Origin of the sequence: Coleofasciculus sp. G3-WIS-01, assembly GCF_040223135.1 — a bacterium.
Taxonomy (GTDB): domain Bacteria; phylum Cyanobacteriota; class Cyanobacteriia; order Cyanobacteriales; family Coleofasciculaceae; genus Coleofasciculus.
In genome coordinates this window covers 17,950-31,773 of sequence record NZ_JAVJZI010000114.1, presented here as the reverse complement: position 1 = coordinate 31,773, position 13,824 = coordinate 17,950, and the positions used below count along the sequence as shown (strand labels likewise).

The following is a 13,824-nucleotide window of genomic DNA, read 5'->3' as shown; positions in this document are numbered from 1 at the left end:
AGTATTTAAAGAAAGGCGGTCTTTCTGTTGTCAGTTATCCTAAACAAGCTTTGAAGATTAAAGATGGTCAAATTAGAATACCGCTAGGAACGCTAGTCAAGACATGGTTCAAGATAGCGGATTTCTTTATTCATAAGCCATTTCATGACGCGGCTTTAGCCCGTCCTGCAGTATCCTCTTAGAATCCCCCGCGTTTCAACCGGGGGAGAAGTCAATACAGTGTCAGCTCGCCGTGTCTGACTCAATCCGGATCAAATCTCCTCTATTGTGCAAAAAGGGAGGAAGACGAGGCAAATCGGGGATAGGGAGACTCCTGGCAATACCACATCAGGGATGAAGGAGTGTTGTCTTCCGAGCTGCTTCTCTTGCTCCACCTATTATCCCCTCGTCTTTAGACATGGGAATGCCAAAACGAGATATCCTTTACCTTGATGAACCCCAAAAAAAGCTGATTTGAGGTAAAAAACTAACATAAGCTTGATTTTTCTGACCAAATTCCCCATAAAGATAGAGGTAACGCCGTAATTAATCGAACATCGTTAGCAATGACGCTCTGAGGCGAAAAATCTTGAATTAGCACAAAAACATGGAGACAAAGATATCGATAGATTGAGAGGACTATAAATACTTGATGAGTTGTAGCCTGAAAGTCACAGATTGTGTGTGACTGCGTTTACTGTTAGAGAGTAATTAGATAAGGAAGACTATGAACCAACCCTGGCAAGGAATTATCCCAATTGGAGGTGTGCCCCCTTGGGTGCATCCCCTCTTAGCCCAAGACACATCAGCACCCATCCAAGAAACTCAGGCTGGTCTTCAGGGAATTTGGCAAAATGTCAGCAGCTTCGGTCCCAATCTAATCGCCGCCATCCTCATCCTGGTTGTCGGTATTATCATTGCCTTGATTGCCAAGGCAATTACCAAAGGACTGCTCAACCGTACTCGTATCGACAATCAAATCGCCGAGTGGTTTGCTGGCGGTCAACAAGGAGCAGAACCGCCGCCAGTCGAGAAATGGATAGCCGGTGCCGTGTACTGGATTATCATTATCTTCACGGTGGTAGCGGTTCTGCAGACGTTGAGGCTGGAGGTTGTTTCTCAACCGCTGAATAATTTCCTCGACCAAATCTTGAGCTTCTTACCGAAGCTTTTCGCCGCGGCAATTCTGGTGGTAGTCGCTTGGTTGGTAGCAAGCTTAGTCAAGCTGATAACAATCCGAGGATTACGGGCATTAGGTTTGGATGAGCGTTTGGGTGAACAAGTCAATGAGACACCCCGCTCCGGAGACGGTGAGACTCAACGTCAAACAAACCAGTTCTCCCTAAGTGAAACGATCGGGAATGCTCTGTACTGGTTTATTTTTCTGCTATTCCTGCCCCTAATTTTGGATACGCTGGAGTTGCAGGGTACTCTGGAACCGGTGCTGGAGTTACTCAGGGAAATTCTGGCAATCTTACCGGATATCTTGGCAGCACTGGTAATTGCTGCGGCGGGTTGGTTAGTGGCTCAGGTTGTGCGTCGCATCGTCACCAATCTTTTGTCAGCCGCTGGAACGGATCAATTAGGAGCGCGATTTGGATTGCAAAGTGCGCCAGGGGGTAAGTCACTCTCCTGGATTATCGGCACGACGGTTTATGTCTTAATTTTGATCCCCGTCGCCATTGCGGCACTGAATACCTTACAGATTAATGCGATCTCAGAGCCTGCGATCGCGATGTTAGAGCAGATTCTTGACGCCCTACCCAAAATCTTTACGGCAGCGTTGATTCTGTTTATTGCTTACGTCTTGGGACAGTTTGTCAAGGATTTAGTCACCAATATTCTCACCAGCGTTGGCTTTAACAACGTTTATCGCTGGATCGGTGTACCGGAACCTCGCCCCAGTCGTCCTGCGCCCACTCCCCCCCCTGCCGAACAGCCCGATTTAGGCATACCCACTCCGCCGACTGGAGCCGAAACCCGGGTTCAACCTGAATCAACTCCCTCCATTCGTACACCGTCAGAACTGGTGGGTATTATTGTATTCATCGCCATCCTCTTGTTTGCCACAGTTGCTGCTGTGGATGTCTTGCAGTTTGAAGCCTTAACTCTGATTGTCAATGGGATTATTGTGATCGCGGGTCAGATTCTGGCGGGGTTAATTGTCTTTGCGGTTGGCTTGTACTTTGCCAATCTTGCCTTTAACTTGATTACCAGTTCGCGATCGCGCCAATCCCAAATCCTGGCACAAGCGGCTCGGATTGCGATTATTGCCTTTTCCGTGGCGATGGCACTACAACAAATGGGTATCGCTGGCGATATTGTGAACTTAGCTTTTGGCTTACTCTTAGGTGCGATTGCTGTCGCGATCGCTCTAGCCTTTGGACTCGGATCTCGCGATATTGCGGCGGGTCAAGTTCGCGAGTGGTTAGCCTCATTCAAAGAAGATAGACCCCCCGGACCCTAATAACGGCAAAGAGAATCATACCAAATCCGGGGAACACTACCCCTTTTTTGGGCAAATCGCCAAAACCCTGTAGAGACTAGACATACCTAGTCTCTACAATTTTGTTTTCCGAAAAAATAACCCTGAGACATTTTTCCGGAAATATATATAAATTACCTGTAAATCAGGCTTTAATCATTAACGGTCTAAACTTAACATTTCTTATTATAAAACCTAGTGCGAATTTGGATATATTTTTTGATAGACAAATAGCTCAACCAAAAAAGTATCAGACCGATCCCGTATACCCTGAATGCCTGCACCTGAAGGCTCTTGACATTGATGTTGTTGTTTATCAAGCTTGATCAAGTGCAGTAGATTGGGTTCGTAGTGAGGGCTTTAGCCCTCTCCAGCTAGGCGGAGCGAGAACTTTAGTTCTCACTACAAACAAATTCATTCTTCAGAAATAATCAACCATGCTCAAACTTCCGATTGATTTAACCCCCGACTATTCCGGTCAAGGACTAAGTAGCTTAAAACAAGCTGTCGGTAAATTGTTAGCCGATCGCGCTATTCCTGAACTCTCCGGTAAAAAGCGGATTGTTTCCCAAACCCTCCAAGATTTGCTCGGTGGAGAAAATGAAACTGAGCGAGAAGTTGCCGCCTGGTTTCTCGGTCCACGGGGGGAAAATGTCGATCTATTTTCCGAATTGATTTCTGTCGCCCTAAATGACCACGTTTTTTGGCGGCGCAATTTCCATCCTAGTGATCCGTCTCCGATCACCGAACCCATGAAGCGGGAACCGGGGTATCTCCAGGCGGTGGATACGATTAAAACTGAGTTCTATCGGATGTTGGCAGAACTAAAAAAATCGGCGCCCTTTTCCAGTATGCGCTACCAAGGGCACATGTGCTGGGATCAGACTTTACCTGGAATGGCTGGCTATTTTGCCGCCATGCTCTATAACCAAAATAACGTCGCCTTAGAAGCTGCCCCCATCACTACCGTCTTGGAAGTGGAAGCCTCACGGGACTTATGCCGGATGTTGGGCTATCGGGAAACCACTCCTCAAGCCTGGGGACATCTCACCTGTGGCGGCTCAACGGCGAATATTGAATCGATTTGGGCAGCCCGTAACCTTAAATTTTATCCCCTTTCCTTCAAACAAGCCCTAGAAGATTTAGGTGCTGATTTAGGCACAGATTTTCTGAGCCAATTTACGGTTACTTTGCCTTCTGGTACTTCAAGCCCTATCGGTAACTTAGATACCTGGGCGTTGTTGAATCTGTCAGTGGATGAAATATTGAATTTCTCTAACCGCTTGCTCGAAGATTATAACGTTGATCCAGGCGCTTTCAATGCTGCCCTTTCTCCCTATTCCCTGCAAAATATGGGCTTTTTGGACTTTGCCGAGAAGTTTTTAGTGGGAACGGGTGTAAAAGATGCAGTGGTTATCGTTCCGGCGTCTAAACACTATTCCTTACCCAAAGGTGCTGCCATCCTGGGACTAGGGGCGAATAATATGCACACTGTACCCCTAGATGTCTATGGTCGCATGGATGTGGTGGAATTAGAAGCTGCCATAGATGAATATATCGCCACGAAGCATCCAATTATCTCGATTGTTTCTGTCTTTGGTACCACTGAAGAGGGCAATGTTGATCCCCTGACAGAGATGGTACGATTGCGCGATCAAAAGTATCGTCCAGCCAATGTAGACTTTGTGCTTCATGCTGACTGTGCCTGGGGAGGTTACTTTGCTTCTCTGTTGTGGGATAACTTAGATGATCCGGAGGATACACCTCTGCCCCCATTGCCTTTGAGTGATTATGTGATTGCACAATATCAACACCTGAAGCACACCGATACTATAACCGTCGATCCGCACAAAACTGGATAGTTTGTAAAAGTATAGTCAAATATAGATAGACTGAATTTCATTTCAGAAATTCCCTTCGCTTTTACTTTGAGAGATTAATTCTCCTTGGGTGAACTACGCACCTCTCTATCCCATAGCGGTTAAACGCATTTGGGAATGCTTTTCCTCAAATATTGTAGGAACTTTGGTTCTAAAATTTATTTAGGCTTTTTAACGGTCTGCCATTAATCATCAACAATTGAGTAAAATCCGGTTGATTTGAAGTTACAGCCTATTTATGCCCAAATCTATCGCTGCTATATTTCCCTTCGGGGTTAAGAACTGTTCTTTCTTCATAAATTACCTCAATTACATAACAATCGCACTTGGGGACAATTCATAGTCTTACCGTTTCCTGTCTATATATTAGCCAACATGACGATATCTGACTATATTCTTATTGAAACTTTACAATACCTACCCTATCCGGCGGGTGCCTTATGTTATCGCAATATGGCGATGCGGAGTCTGATTGCCTTTGAAGCTCCCTACATCAACTCTGACGGCGCCAGCACTGAAGAGGAGTTAGTCTTGGGGACTTATGGGATTGAAGGCTCGAAACCGGGTGCCGCTGCGGCTGGGGTTTATCTGAGTCATGCGGCGATTCGTCCTACACGCCAAGGCTACGGTAAAATACTAGGGCGCACTGTCTATAACTGTAAAGTCTTCCACTGGAAGTTATTGGAATACAGTGAGAAGGAAACCGATTTTGCGGTTGTGCCGACGCCGAAGCTTGAGCTTGAGTCGATACCTTTACTGCAAAAATTATCTGGTAAAACGCCTCAATCGATTATCAATGAGTCTACGGATGAGGCGTTCGATATGTTGCGTCAAACGGGTTCGGATTTGAATATTCTCACCTATGCCTTTAACTACAAGGTAAGCGGGGTGCTGAATCAAAATCTGGATGAGGTTAACGCTTTCAACAAGAAAATCTACGATCGCATCAGTATTAAAGCCGATGGTCGTGATATTTACAACTATGAGATTGTCGTCAGTACAACCGATTTCCTTAAATACAGCTACGGGGAGGTATTTTTCAACGACTACAAAGAACGTTTATTAGGGTTAGCTGAGGGGACTGGGAATGATGATACAGATAAAGCTATCTCGGTGATGCGATCGGTAATCATGGACCCCTGGATTACTGAGGATGTCGATGGTAAACCCTTTGTCGATTATATCGTGGCTGAACTCTTTGATATTGTCAGAGAAGTCGTTACTGAAATGCAGGGTTAGGTAAGGGTTGCTGGTTAACTCCGTTCTGTAACCTTCGGAAAAGGCGATCGCGTCAAATCAACTCAATTCTAGGACATCGGTCAAGAAACCTGGTTTCTTTGGCTCAAAGGTTGATATGGCGTTGTCATCCTCACGAGAAACCCGGTTTCTATTGAATACTTGACCGACGCTCTATGGGTTGGCGATTTGGTTGAGTAGAGCCAACATTTATGATATCCTCTTAACTGAATTGTCACCCGCTATAATCGGGTTTGAGTGCGATCGCCTCCCACAAGGTTGAGGACATTAATCTCCTGTTAACCGAGTTAAACCAAGTTAAACTTAGATTAAGCTGTATTTTACTTTTTTTAGACTATGAGCAACTAAGATAAATTGATAAATATATGTTAGCTATGACTCAAAAAGTTCAAGACAGAATTAACATTTCTAGGCAAGAAATTATCAATTTCTGCCAACAGAACTATATCCAAGAATTATCCGTATTTGGCTCTGTTCTCAGAGAGGATTTCAACAAGACAAGCGACATTGATTTTCTTGTTGTATTCGACCCAGAAATAAAACTCAGCTTAATGGATTTAGTCAGCATCCAATACCAACTTGAAGACAAAATCGGACGCAAAGTAGATCTGATTGAAAAACGCTCTATTGAAAAGAGCCATAATTGGATTCGCCGCCAAAACATTTTGGATACTGCTATTATCATCTATGAATCAGGACAAATCCTATCTGCTTGATTTAGCCAAACTTTGTCAGACTATTCTCCGGTTAACTCAGACTATGACCGAAGCAGATTTTTATGGGGACGAAAGAACCCAATTGGCAGTCTTATACGAAATTACAATCATCGGGGAAGTGGTTAAAAGACTATCAAAGGATTTTCGTAAATCTCATCCGGAAATCCAGTGGCGACAAATTGCCGGAATGCGAGATAGATTGGTTCACGACTACGATGAAGTCAATCTTGATTTAGTGTGGCAAGTGGTCAAAAAGTTTATCCCTGAACTTCTCGACTACATTACTCCCCTACTTCCAACCCCAGAATAAAAGTAACAAAAAACTGACGTTAATTATAGTTAAACCACATAAATTAACTTATAATAAAAATGGCGTTAGGGGCATCGTCCTCGCCTCTATTGGTGGGTTACGCTGGGCTAACGGCAATGGTGGGTTACGCTGGGCTAACGCACCCTACAGATAGAGGCTCTGCGTAAGCCCTATCTAAAAGAAGACCGATTTACACGTAAATTAAATCATTCAAAGCAAGTTTTTACCCATGATTTGGCGATCGATTTGGAAATTACTTACAGTTTTGATTCTTACCATCACGTTCTGTCTTGGCACAGTCTTCCCCCCTTTGATGGCAAACGCTCTACCTATCTCCATTCCCATGTTTAAGGGCAAGGCGAATAAACCAGCAAGGGTTGGTTTAGAGCCAGCACCCTTTACCCTGCAACTGCTCCATGCCTCAGACATTGAATCGGGATTGCAAGCCTTGGCGGATTTGCCGCGTTTCTCTGCTGTTCTCGATGCTCTCAAAGATGACTATCCCAATACCCTGATCCTCTCCTCTGGGGACAACTACATTCCTAGTCCCTTCCTCTTTGCCGGCAGTGATCCGAGTCTAAATAATACCCCTGTGGGAAAGGCTGGCATTGGTCATGCTGACATCGAAATCCTTAATCAGCTTGGTATCCAAGCTTCTACCTTTGGCAACCACGATTTTGATCTGGGCAGCAAGGAAGTGCGGGATATGATCAAACCGTCAGGAGACTACCGTGGGACTCTGTTCCCCTATCTCAGCGCCAACTTGGACTTTAGCACTGAACCAAACTTATCAGATCAAGTAACCGCTAATGGTCAAGAAGCCAGCACCATTCCCCCAGGAGGAGTTGCCGGAACCGCGATCATCACTGTCAACGGTGAGCCAATTGGTATTGTCGGCGCAACCACACCCCTACTGCCCTCCTTATCCGGTTCTGATGGTGTCACAGTGTTTCCCAATAATGCCACCGATTACGACGCCCTGGCGCGTCAGATCCAAACAGCGGTGGATGAACTCACGGCGACGGGTATCAACAAGGTGATTCTTCTGGCTCACATGCAACAATTGAATATTGAGCGGGATGAGTTGGCGCCTCGTTTGCGAGATGTGGATATTATCATCGCCGGAGGTTCCCATACCTTACTGTCTGATACAACCGATCGCCTCCGAGCCGGCGATACCAGTGGCGGTACCTATCCGATTCTCAAAACTAATAGTCAGGAAGAGCCAATCGCGATTGTTAACACCGAGGCTAACTCTAAGTATGTCGGGCGTCTGGTGGTAGACTTTGATGCCAAGGGTATTCTGATTCCCAGCAGTATTGACCCCAATATTAGTGGCGCCTACGCTACCGACGATCAGGGGGTTGCAGCGGTGGGTGGCACACCTGATCCAGAGATTGTCCAAATCACCGATGCCCTGAACCAGGTAATCGCCACTCAGGATGGGAATATCTTTGGTAATACGAATGTTTTTCTGCGGGGCGATCGCGCTTTTGTCCGCACGGAAGAAACTAACCTAGGCAACCTCACGGCTGATGCCAACTTAGTTTATGTCAAAACCGTAGATCCGACAACGGTGATCTCCCTCAAGAATGGGGGCGCGATTCGCTCCAACATCGGGGTGATTAGTGCCGCTAATGGTGGCATCGATCCCAATGACTTTGAACTGTTACCCCCGGCGGCTAATTCGGCGGTGGGTAAGGAAGAAGGGGAAGTGTCCCAACTTGATATTACCAACTCTCTCCGGTTCAACAACTCCCTCACCCTGTTTACCATCACCGCCGATCAACTATTGCAGACAATCAAGCATGGCGTAGCCGGAACGGTGCCTGGTGCCACACCGGGTCAGTTTCCCCAAGTTGGTGGAATCAAGTTTAGCTTTGATACTACTCTTCCAGTCAATGATCGGGTTGTCTCTTTAGTTGTCGTAGATGATCAAGATCAAGTTATCGATATCGTGGTTGAGAATGGTGAATTAGTGGGTGATCCGAATCGCACCTTCCGTGGAGTCACCCTCAGCTACCTGGCTGATGGAGGCGATGACTATCCCTTCCCCAGCTTCCTGAGTGCCAATCCCGCTTTATTTGATCGCGTTGATTTGTCGGGTGAACCCGATAGCAATCAAGACGGGGTTTTTGACCCTGAAGAAGATCTTAACAAAAACGGGGTACGAGATGGTGCGATCGCACAACCGTTCCAGGGTATTGCCAATTTTGCCCCCTTTGGTTCGGAGCAGGATGCTTTAGCCGAATACCTGCACCAAGTTTTCCCCACGGCAGAGCAAGCCTTCAATCAGGTTGATACGGCTCCAGAATTAGATCAGCGGATTCAAAACCTGGCATTCCGGGAAGATACAGTCATTCCCGAATAAGCCATGCTATCAACAGCATGAATCGGCATGAACTGCGATCGCTGCCTTCCCTGGGGCGATCGCCAAACCCAAAACAATAGGGCGCTAATCATCTCTGCGATTATCAGCGCGATCGCACTGGCTACCCACCGCCGCACAATAGAGTTTGTGAGTAATGATCATGATCGCCCGTGGGGGAATCCCGCCATCAATGAGAGTCTTAATGGCTTGATCGCATTCGGAATCATCCCGGTTGTACTTTCTCAGGAAGAATAGGAGTTGAGTCGGCTGTGACTTGTCTTTGGGATTATTCGCCCCCAGCCAACGGTAGGAGGGGTTAAAGCCAAGTTCTTTCAATTTGTCCTCAATCTCCCAGTCAGACAAGTTTCGGATGTAGGAGCTGACAGCCAAGGCGACGAATTTTGCTGGGACATCTGGGAATGGGGGCTTATGCCAGCCGTGGGTTCGGCTCCAAACAGTCCCCAGGGTGTGGGCGCTGTCGGAAAAGTCGTTATGATTCATCAATTTACCCCCTAAAATTGCAGTCGTACCAAGCGCGATCGCGTTTGGTTGTACTCTCAAGGGTTACCCCGTACTCCTTAGCCAACTCCTCACATTCTGCCTCAGCCTGCTCTAGACTTTTGGCTTGTATCGGCTCAGAACTGATTCGCCCCAAGCTGTCCATCTGTTCATCTGGATCTTGTAGGTATGTGTCCTTTGGCGTGGTCATCTTTGAGTCTCCTTTGGTTGTTCTATCATGTCCGGTGGATTATATCATGTCCGGACGATTGCCCATAATTGCAATGTTGTAAAAGCTATCGTTATTAATTTAAATATGAAAACATTAATGCAGGTTTAGCTCAATGTATTGCCACTATGTATGCCGCTTATTTAGTTAACCGACGCGACGCTGATATGGCTGCCAAAACTGTATATGGCACGGTGACTACGGGTCAAATTTGGCGGTTTTTATCCCTGACAACTCACCTTGAAGTCTGTATCGATCTCAACGATCGCTATTTGACTCCTATTGATGAACTACTGGGTCTATTGAACGCTTTGGTTACAGACCATTAATCCACTTCCAACGGTCCAATCCCCTTCTGTGTGGTAAAATGCTTTAACTCCTCCACCAACTGACTATCATTCGACGCCGTTCTCGCCCCCGCCCGGGCTGCCCATTGTTTCAGCGCTTCAATTTGCTCCCGTGCGATCGCGGCTAAGGGTACAGTCTCCTCGATCGCCCGCACAATATCCTCTGTGGTAAAATCTCGCCGTTGTCCATTCACCACCGTCCCATAAGCCCGATGCATGGCATCAATAATCACCTGTTCAATCTCCGCACCACTAAAATTCTTTGCAAGTCGTGCTAATCGCCCTAAATCAAAATCCCGTAAGCGAGAAGGGCGTAAGGGTTGCAAATGTACCTTAAAAATATCCTTGCGTTCGGCTTCCGTCGGCAAATTCAAAAAGAAGATTTCATCAAATCTGCCTTTACGCAACAACTCCGCCGGCAAAATCTGTACATTATTCGCCGTCGCCACAATAAATACAGGATTCGTCTTTTCCTGCATCCAGGTAATCAGGGTGCCAAATACCCGCCTCGATGTTCCCGAATCCCCATCAACACCAGCGCTAATATTACCAAACGCCTTATCAATCTCATCTATCCATAATACACAAGGCGCGATCGCTTCACTAATTTGAATCATTTGGCGCACCCGACTTTCACTTTCCCCGACAATTCCGCCAAATAATCGTCCGGTGTCTAATCGCAATAAGGGCAAACGCCATTCATGGGCAATGGTTTTTGCGGATAGGGATTTCCCTGTTCCCTGAATTCCCACCAGTAAAATCCCCTTGGGATTGGGAATTCCATCGCGTCGCGCCTCTTCTGTAAATGCATCTTGGCGCATCCGTACCCATTGCTTGAGATTCTCCAATCCGCCGACATTTTTCAACGATTCCTGGGCGGTAAAAAAGTCTAAAATTCCAGTTTGGCGAATGGCTTGTTTTTTCTCCCCTAATACTCCATCAATATCCGTTTCATTCACCTGTTGTTTGGCGGCTAATGCCTTTGCCAGTACCCGGGCAATTCTGGCACGACTCAATCCCTGACAGGCTTTAACTAACTGTTCCCGCGCTAATCCAGTTAAATTTAAGTTTTCCGGTTTAACCAGAATACTAATTAGGTAATCAATTTCCTGAGTATTGGGCAAGGGGAAATCAATAACCGTAACTTCCTCACTCAATTCTGCTGGCACTTCTAGGGTATGACTGGTGAGGATTAAGGTTTTGCGAGAACGCTTAAGTTCCTTGGTTAGATTCTTCAATTCTCGGATCACTGGCGCGTTGCGATCGCTCTGAGGATTTTTCAAGATAAAATGCAGATCCCGGAGGACAAACAGGGTATTTTCCTGAGGATCAGTCTTCCGAATCCGATGCAGCGCCCCCATCACTGAACCCTTATCCGCCCCATTATCTTCCCATCCCCGCACAATATCCCAGAGTAAAACTTGGCGTTCGGGTTGGGATTGGGTAGCCACTGATAGCAATACTTCTTCCACCGGCTCTTCTTCAACCGCTACGATATAAAGCAACGGATAACGCGCCCGGATCATTAAATCTAATTGTTCGACTAAGGTTTGATGGGGATTAAATGTATTGGTCATTTGTCAGGAAACAGGGAACAAGGAATAGGGAATAGGGAATAGGGAATAGGGAATTAAAAACCATAATTCATAATTTAGACGGGGGCGGGTTTAGTGATATCTGGGTGAGGGAAGACACGGTAGTCGTGAAACCCGCCCCTACACATTTTATGGGAGGCAGAGCCTCCCTACTAGCATTTCCAGGCGGAGCTTGGAAACGAGGTGATGAAACGAGGTGATGAAACCCGCCCCTACATATTTTTTCTTAATTTATCGTAGTCACTAAATCCAACGGGAAAGTCTGTATGTTCATCATAATCAGCCTTGTCTAAATTAACGTTTGTCAGATTCACCCCTCTTAGTTTAGCGCCCCTCAAGTTGGCGTCACTCAAATCTGCTCCCGTTAGATTTGCGCCCACTAGATTGGCGTGGGTAAAATTAGCTTGGCTTAAATTCGCGTAACTCAGGTTTGCCCAACTGATAATCCCTTGGGTCAAATTAGCCTCTTGCAGGTTAGCATTAGTCAAATCTGCCCCTCTGAGATTGACCCCCATGAGTTCAGCTTGACTGAAGTTTGTCTCCTTTAGGGAAACACCAGTTAGATTAGCATGACTGAGATTTGCTTGAGAGAATTCTACACCCTTGAGGATAGTTTGGTTGAAGTTAGCGCCCTTAAGGATTGCCCCAGTTAAATCCACTCGATTTAGATATGCCCCACTGAGATTAGCATGACTTAAATCAATCTCGCTTAAGATTTCCCACTGTAAACAAATCCCGCTTAAATTTGCCCCTGAAAACGCCCGATTTCCGGCTTCATAACGGTTGAGGAGTTCCTTAGCTAATCGGATGATGTATTGGGTTAAGGCTGATTCTGCTTGAGTGGCGGCGTGTTTTTCCAGAAGAGAATAGGCGGTTTGGTGAATCTCCCACAATTCATCCTCTAAGGCTTGCATGAGTATGTTTATGCCCTTTTGCCGATAATTAAGGGCGTTATGGAGGGCGGCTATTTTGGCATTCAGGGATAGGGGAGAGGATGGGGGGTTCTGACTCAACTGCTGTTTTACTCCTTCAATTCCGCCTAATACGGCGTCTCCTCTGGAGGTTGAACCGCCCAAAACCACATCAGTATCTTGAGGTTGATTTGGATAAGCTGTCATAGAGTTGGGGTTGGTGCGATCGCGCTGGCATAGACCATAAAATAAGGGCACGATAATACCGTACCCTTTTTGTGTCGTTCAGGGTTTATTGCCATCAAGAATCAACAATAAACCCTGATCTATTACACTACTTTAGAACTTATGTCAAGCTGCACTAATCAATAGCATCCCCAGCATCTTCTAATGCTCGCTGCGTCGATTTACTCGCTTGACTGGCTTTATCTCCCACGAAATCGGCTGTATCTTCTGCGGCGCGTTTCGTCTTTTTGGCTATATTTTCACCCGTTTCTTGTACCTTTTCTTTCGTGTCTTGAGCTGAACGTTTGGTAGACTTAGCCACATTTTCAGCAACATCCTCGGTGTTTTCCTTCACCTCTTTTGCCGAACGCTTGGCAGACTGGCTTACATCTTCAGCCGCATCCGCCGTATTTTCTTTGAGATTTTTAACGCCTCTCTGAGTTCCCTCAGTCAAACCCTCAGTCACATTAGTGGCTGACTCCTTCACATCTTTGCCAAGTCTCTCGACTCGCTTATTAAGCGGCGCTCCTTCTCGATAATTTTCGATAAACTTCTCAGGAGTATCAGCCCTCTTCTCCAGGTTTTTCTCAGCGTTTTCAATTAATTTATCAGGATTATCTTTTGCCTGTCGAGACGCTTTCGGAGAATCTAGCCCCTGATAGTCCTTCACTTCGCCTGTAGGCGTGAGAACTTCAGTAACATTTTTTGTCACATCATCAGCCGTCTTCGCCGATACTCCACTATTGCATCCTGTACTGATGAATACAAAAATGCCAGCCAGAGCCACGGTTAATAATTGAGTCAACCGCTTGCGTTTTAGCCAAGTTATCACTCTGCTCATAAAAAATCTCCTGCGTTATGTTGTCAAAGAGTTATCCCAATTGTCTAAAGCAGTAATAGACAGGATAGGTTTCAACCCCTTCCCTTGTCTAGAACCATTTAATTCAACACTTTAGCAAAATGGCATAAAATATCTCGGAACGGCTCAAAGCGTCCGGATGAGTGCAATCCCATATACTCA

General features: G+C 46.1%; 12 protein-coding genes and 2 pseudogenes. 8 read left to right on the top strand and 6 right to left on the bottom strand.

Annotated elements, in window-relative coordinates; translation table 11 throughout:
* From RIM23_RS11660 to RIM23_RS11650, 3 genes and pseudogenes are all read left to right on the top strand, one after another.
* Positions 1-182 (top strand): annotated as a pseudogene (locus RIM23_RS11660) (hypothetical protein); the annotation flags it as partial.
* 524 nt (positions 183-706) lie between these two features.
* Positions 707-2,446, top strand: a complete 1,740-nt coding sequence (locus tag RIM23_RS11655) for a mechanosensitive ion channel (RefSeq protein WP_446367216.1) — start codon at positions 707-709, stop codon at positions 2,444-2,446.
* Positions 2,447-2,901: 455 nt separating this feature from the next.
* On the top strand, positions 2,902-4,326 hold the full coding sequence (locus RIM23_RS11650) for a pyridoxal-dependent decarboxylase (protein WP_446367214.1): 1,425 nt from the start codon (positions 2,902-2,904) through the stop codon (positions 4,324-4,326).
* A 172-nt stretch (positions 4,327-4,498) separates the two neighbouring features.
* Here the strand turns inward: RIM23_RS11650 and RIM23_RS11645 are convergent.
* Positions 4,499-4,681, bottom strand: a pseudogene (locus RIM23_RS11645) (RNA-guided endonuclease TnpB family protein); the annotation flags it as partial.
* 38 nt (positions 4,682-4,719) lie between these two features.
* Here RIM23_RS11645 and RIM23_RS11640 point away from each other — a divergent pair.
* The 4 genes from RIM23_RS11640 to RIM23_RS11625 all read left to right on the top strand — a co-directional run bounded on the left by RIM23_RS11640 (position 4,720) and on the right by RIM23_RS11625 (position 8,998).
* The gene (locus tag RIM23_RS11640; protein WP_446367212.1) at positions 4,720-5,583 is read left to right on the top strand and encodes a hypothetical protein; all 864 of its coding nucleotides are present in this window, start codon (positions 4,720-4,722) and stop codon (positions 5,581-5,583) included.
* Positions 5,584-5,975: 392 nt separating this feature from the next.
* Positions 5,976-6,317 (top strand): nucleotidyltransferase family protein, encoded by a 342-nt coding sequence (locus RIM23_RS11635; RefSeq protein WP_446367210.1) that lies wholly within the window; start codon positions 5,976-5,978, stop codon positions 6,315-6,317.
* Complete coding sequence (locus RIM23_RS11630; RefSeq protein ID WP_446367208.1) at positions 6,289-6,627, top strand: HepT-like ribonuclease domain-containing protein; 339 nt, start codon at positions 6,289-6,291, stop codon at positions 6,625-6,627. Before RIM23_RS11635 ends, RIM23_RS11630 begins: the two co-directional genes overlap by 29 nt.
* Before the next feature lie 313 nt (positions 6,628-6,940).
* Positions 6,941-8,998 carry a bifunctional metallophosphatase/5'-nucleotidase gene (locus RIM23_RS11625; RefSeq protein ID WP_446367206.1) on the top strand — a complete coding sequence of 686 codons (2,058 nt, stop codon included), beginning with the start codon at positions 6,941-6,943 and terminating at the stop codon, positions 8,996-8,998.
* A gap of 84 nt (positions 8,999-9,082) precedes the next feature.
* Here the strand turns inward: RIM23_RS11625 and RIM23_RS11620 are convergent, their stop codons facing one another.
* Positions 9,083-9,499 (bottom strand): hypothetical protein, encoded by a 417-nt coding sequence (locus RIM23_RS11620; protein ID WP_446367204.1) that lies wholly within the window; start codon positions 9,497-9,499, stop codon positions 9,083-9,085.
* A 4-nt stretch (positions 9,500-9,503) separates the two neighbouring features.
* Positions 9,504-9,707 (bottom strand): hypothetical protein, encoded by a 204-nt coding sequence (locus tag RIM23_RS11615; RefSeq protein ID WP_446367202.1) that lies wholly within the window; start codon positions 9,705-9,707, stop codon positions 9,504-9,506.
* Positions 9,708-9,853: 146 nt separating this feature from the next.
* On the opposite strand from RIM23_RS11615, the gene RIM23_RS11610 reads away from it, so the two are divergent.
* On the top strand, positions 9,854-10,054 hold the full coding sequence (locus RIM23_RS11610) for a hypothetical protein (protein ID WP_446367200.1): 201 nt from the start codon (positions 9,854-9,856) through the stop codon (positions 10,052-10,054).
* Here RIM23_RS11610 and RIM23_RS11605 read toward each other — a convergent pair.
* The 3 genes from RIM23_RS11605 to RIM23_RS11595 all read right to left on the bottom strand — a co-directional run bounded on the left by RIM23_RS11605 (position 10,051) and on the right by RIM23_RS11595 (position 13,644).
* Positions 10,051-11,649 (bottom strand): AAA family ATPase, encoded by a 1,599-nt coding sequence (locus RIM23_RS11605; protein WP_446367199.1) that lies wholly within the window; start codon positions 11,647-11,649, stop codon positions 10,051-10,053. The two genes, RIM23_RS11610 and RIM23_RS11605, sit on opposite strands and share 4 nt — an antisense overlap.
* Positions 11,650-11,879: 230 nt before the next feature.
* Positions 11,880-12,836: a pentapeptide repeat-containing protein gene (locus RIM23_RS11600; protein ID WP_446367197.1), complete on the bottom strand. Its 957-nt coding sequence runs from the start codon at positions 12,834-12,836 to the stop codon at positions 11,880-11,882.
* 103 nt (positions 12,837-12,939) lie between these two features.
* Positions 12,940-13,644 carry a hypothetical protein gene (locus RIM23_RS11595; protein ID WP_446367195.1) on the bottom strand — a complete coding sequence of 235 codons (705 nt, stop codon included), beginning with the start codon at positions 13,642-13,644 and terminating at the stop codon, positions 12,940-12,942.
* Positions 13,645-13,824 lie beyond the last annotated feature (180 nt).

Bases quoted from the DNA above. Each gene is read 5' to 3' on its own strand.
- RIM23_RS11655 (WP_446367216.1), top strand. From the start codon at position 707: ATGAACCAACCCTGGCAAGGAATTATCCCAATTGGAGGTGTGCCCCCT.
- RIM23_RS11650 (WP_446367214.1), top strand. From the start codon at position 2,902: ATGCTCAAACTTCCGATTGATTTAACCCCCGACTATTCCGGTCAAGGA.
- RIM23_RS11640 (WP_446367212.1), top strand. From the start codon at position 4,720: ATGACGATATCTGACTATATTCTTATTGAAACTTTACAATACCTACCC.
- RIM23_RS11635 (WP_446367210.1), top strand. From the start codon at position 5,976: ATGACTCAAAAAGTTCAAGACAGAATTAACATTTCTAGGCAAGAAATT.
- RIM23_RS11630 (WP_446367208.1), top strand. From the start codon at position 6,289: ATGAATCAGGACAAATCCTATCTGCTTGATTTAGCCAAACTTTGTCAG.
- RIM23_RS11625 (WP_446367206.1), top strand. From the start codon at position 6,941: ATGGCAAACGCTCTACCTATCTCCATTCCCATGTTTAAGGGCAAGGCG.
- RIM23_RS11620 (WP_446367204.1), bottom strand. From the start codon at position 9,499: ATGAATCATAACGACTTTTCCGACAGCGCCCACACCCTGGGGACTGTT.
- RIM23_RS11615 (WP_446367202.1), bottom strand. From the start codon at position 9,707: ATGACCACGCCAAAGGACACATACCTACAAGATCCAGATGAACAGATG.
- RIM23_RS11610 (WP_446367200.1), top strand. From the start codon at position 9,854: ATGTATGCCGCTTATTTAGTTAACCGACGCGACGCTGATATGGCTGCC.
- RIM23_RS11605 (WP_446367199.1), bottom strand. From the start codon at position 11,649: ATGACCAATACATTTAATCCCCATCAAACCTTAGTCGAACAATTAGAT.
- RIM23_RS11595 (WP_446367195.1), bottom strand. From the start codon at position 13,644: ATGAGCAGAGTGATAACTTGGCTAAAACGCAAGCGGTTGACTCAATTA.